3 protein-coding genes and 1 pseudogene are annotated in these 3,137 nt (G+C 61.0%); all 4 read left to right on the top strand.

The features are described from left to right. A pseudogene (locus ACQY7U_RS00760) lies at positions 1 to 1,039 on the top strand (DNA-binding protein); the annotation flags it as partial. A gap of 99 nt (positions 1,040 to 1,138) precedes the next feature. Beyond that, on the top strand, positions 1,139 to 1,612 hold the full coding sequence (locus ACQY7U_RS00755; protein WP_038073814.1) for a hypothetical protein: 474 nt from the start codon (positions 1,139 to 1,141) through the stop codon (positions 1,610 to 1,612). 390 nt (positions 1,613 to 2,002) lie between these two features. Next, positions 2,003 to 2,167 (top strand): hypothetical protein, encoded by a 165-nt coding sequence (locus tag ACQY7U_RS00750; protein ID WP_010138195.1) that lies wholly within the window; start codon positions 2,003 to 2,005, stop codon positions 2,165 to 2,167. Positions 2,168 to 2,421: 254 nt separating this feature from the next. After that, a partial coding sequence (locus ACQY7U_RS00745; RefSeq protein WP_428640990.1) for a hypothetical protein occupies positions 2,422 to 3,137 on the top strand: 716 nt, incomplete at its 3' end.

Here is a 3,137-nt window from a genome sequence, read left to right as displayed (position 1 = left end):
GGACCGCTATGGCGAGCTTGCAGTTTATCGGGGCTTCGTGCGGCCCGAGGATGAGCCAGGGGAAGACGTCGACGTCAACAGCGGTGAACAGGCCGTGAGCGGGCAGGGCGCTGAGCTTTCAGCTGCGAGCAGCACGGATGGTGTCGGCCACGGCACGGTGATCACCTCTGCTGGTCAAGCGCTTGGCGTCAACGTGCCCGACGACGAGGACGATGGTGCGTTGAAGCCCTTGCCCGAGCGGTTGGTCATGGAGCTGACGGCGCACCGGACATTGGCACTGCGCGAAGCTGTCGGGCGTTCTCCCGACGTCGCGTTGACGCTGCTGCTCCTGAAGCTCGTCAATGACACCTTCCAGACGTCCAGTTCGGCCAGCAGCTGCCTCGAGGCTTCCGTGCGTCACGTCTACATGTCCGCGCAGGCGAGCGATCTGAAGGACAGCGTGGTGGCCAAGCTGGTGGACGACCGCCACGCGGGGTGGGAGGCCGACTTGCCGCTCGGCAACGATGCCGCGCTCTGGGACTACCTGACCTCCCTTGATCAAGGGAGCCGGCTGTCGCTACTCGCGCATTGCCTCAGCTTCGGGATCAACGCGCTCCATGAGAAGGTGAACCCTTATGGTGCCGGTATCTCCGCCAGCGGTTTGACCAGGCGGATGACCCAGTCGGACTTGGTCGCACAGGCGGTCGAACTCGACATGGTCGAGGCGGGTTGGCAGCCGACGGCCGATACCTACCTGAACCGCGTGCCCAAGGCACGGATCCTCGAGGCCGTGCGCGAGGCGAAAGGTGAAGGGACGGCGCAACTCCTCGATCACCTGAAGAAGGGCGAGATGGCGACCGAAGCCGAGCGCCTCTTGAAGGGTAGTGGCTGGTTGCCGGAGGTTCTTCGTCGTCATGATCCGGCGGCACTCGACGGTGCGGAAGGGCGGGGGGCGCCTGAGCCCGTTTCCGACGCCGGCCAGACCGAGGATGTCGACCTGCCTGCCTTCCTCACCGCTGACCTGCCGGGTGATGATGCATCGATGATGGCTGCGGAGTGATCCGCGCCATCCGAGGGCGGGGAAACCCGCCCTCAATCACATAAAATACAATAATATCAATACGATGAATGCAATTTTGTGCATTCGGGAAGAGGAATCATGTCTGCAATCACCATTCTCGACACCGCGCCCCTGGGGGCGCTCATTCGCTACACCGACAACAGTCCGAAACCACCTGCGCGGTTCACGAAGAAGCTCGCGGCCTGGGAACGCTCGAACGGCATCGGCCGTCTCGTCAAGAAGGAGCCGCCGCGACCCTATCCGACCTGGATCGCACCGGCTTCGTTCACGCTGCACGAGGGGAACTTCTCCTCGGACGGGGTCATTCTCGTCACCATCATGCGGACCCATTCGGCGGATAGCGCCTTGACCTTCGAGGTCGCTGAGGAACCACAGCCTGGGCAGGTGCGTGTTCTGCTGGATTTCGGCGGTTGCACGGAGTTGCTCCACCTGGCCGAGTCTGTCACGGCTGCCGAACTCTGGATCGCCAAAGAAGGCTATCGCAACGCGCGGCTGGAGATCGTCGGCAGCGAGGACGGCGATAGGGCAGGGGGCGCGGAGCTTGCCGCCTGAGCCCATGTAGAACCCAAGGGGCCCGCCAAAGCGCGGGCCTCTCACCCATCACGACCCTGTCCCGCGAAATCGCGGGGCACCATAGAATCCAATCCAACACGGAAAGACGTATTCCTTGAAAAGCCTGCCCAGGAGGCTGGCACCGATGGCATCAGCGGGACACCCGGCTCCAGTCAGCGGTCGCACCATCCCCCGCTCGCCATTCCCTTCCTTGCCCCGAATCCCGTCTTCGAGATCAACCCGCGAGGGGTCGGACTACGGGCGAGCCCGTGCCGCCGGGTGGATTCGGACGAGCCGAACGCACCCGGTGATGTCAGCCAGTCTTCGGGCCTGCGGGGTCCTGTCGCGCGGGGGATGGTCCTCCGCCTTAAAAGCACAGGAGCCAAACAGATGTCCCGCAAAGATGCTCACGCCTTCGCCGCCTCTCTCGCCGCCACGCTCATGGTCTCGATCGTCGTCTTCCAGGCAGGCGATGGAACCTATGGCGCCGTCCCCGCCGATGAAATCGACGGAGACGAGGTTCAGGTGGTGGGTGAGATCGACCCGTGGGCGTGAAGCCCACGGGGTCGAAGACGGCTCGGGTTCGGAGCAAGGCTCCGATCCGGGCCTTTCGCCTGTCCACCGTTCCGGCCGACCGGCAAAATGAGCCGACGATGGTCGACATGCCTTTGCATTAAGAAAACAAGCTCGAGCGTCAGCCAATCTGACTTTGCCCAGACATCAGCGGTCAATTGCAGTGCAATGAATGCAGCTTGAACATCGTCAGGGTTCGTCGGAAACTGCGTCGTATTTGGTTCAGGTTACGTCGCATGCTCTACAAATCATTGATTTCCTTATACGGTTCATCGCTTGCGGGTAAATCGGCTCCTGCTGACGACTTAGTTTGGCACTTTACGCCGTCCGAGGATCTGAGGCTTTTTCGCGAGTATGCGCTCGATGCCCTGCAGCAGGCGAAAGTGTACCTGCTCGACCATATGGCTGCAGCCTATGCCGATACGCTTCATGACGCAGTCGCCAAACAGGCTTCGGAAACCGGTCTTCCCGCAATGGCCATTCTGGGTGAGGTAAAGCTCCCCGCCGACGTTGTTTGGGTCGAATTTGATGATCGAGAGCTGGGTGTCGCGCGCTTTGAACGGGCTTCACCTGTAACGAGACATGACGACAAACCCATAGGCACTGGTCTACGCGGCTATCTCATCGATGATCGAAACAAGGGTCACTTGCGCATCACGATGTTCCATCGCCGCGAGAATTCGCGGGTCGTCGACCCAATCTGCGCTTTGCTTGTGAAGCGAACTCCGACAGGCGAATTGAACTACGACAACGTCGAAGTCGAATTGAGCCGTTCCATGGTCGATTTTCGTGTGCGGAGCGGTGATACGAAGGAAATGATCAACGGTCGGCGCACGGTGCACCAAGTTGAAACAGGTTACGATCTTTTCATCCCCTACGCGCTCTTTGCGATGCTGGTTTCCCCGGACTTGGGTGGCATCATTCCCACGGAAAACGAGACGTTCACAGCCAA

This window comes from Roseibium sp. (assembly GCF_050301095.1).
GTDB lineage: Bacteria > Pseudomonadota > Alphaproteobacteria > Rhizobiales > Stappiaceae > Roseibium.
This window is presented reverse-complemented; position numbering and strand designations above follow the sequence as displayed.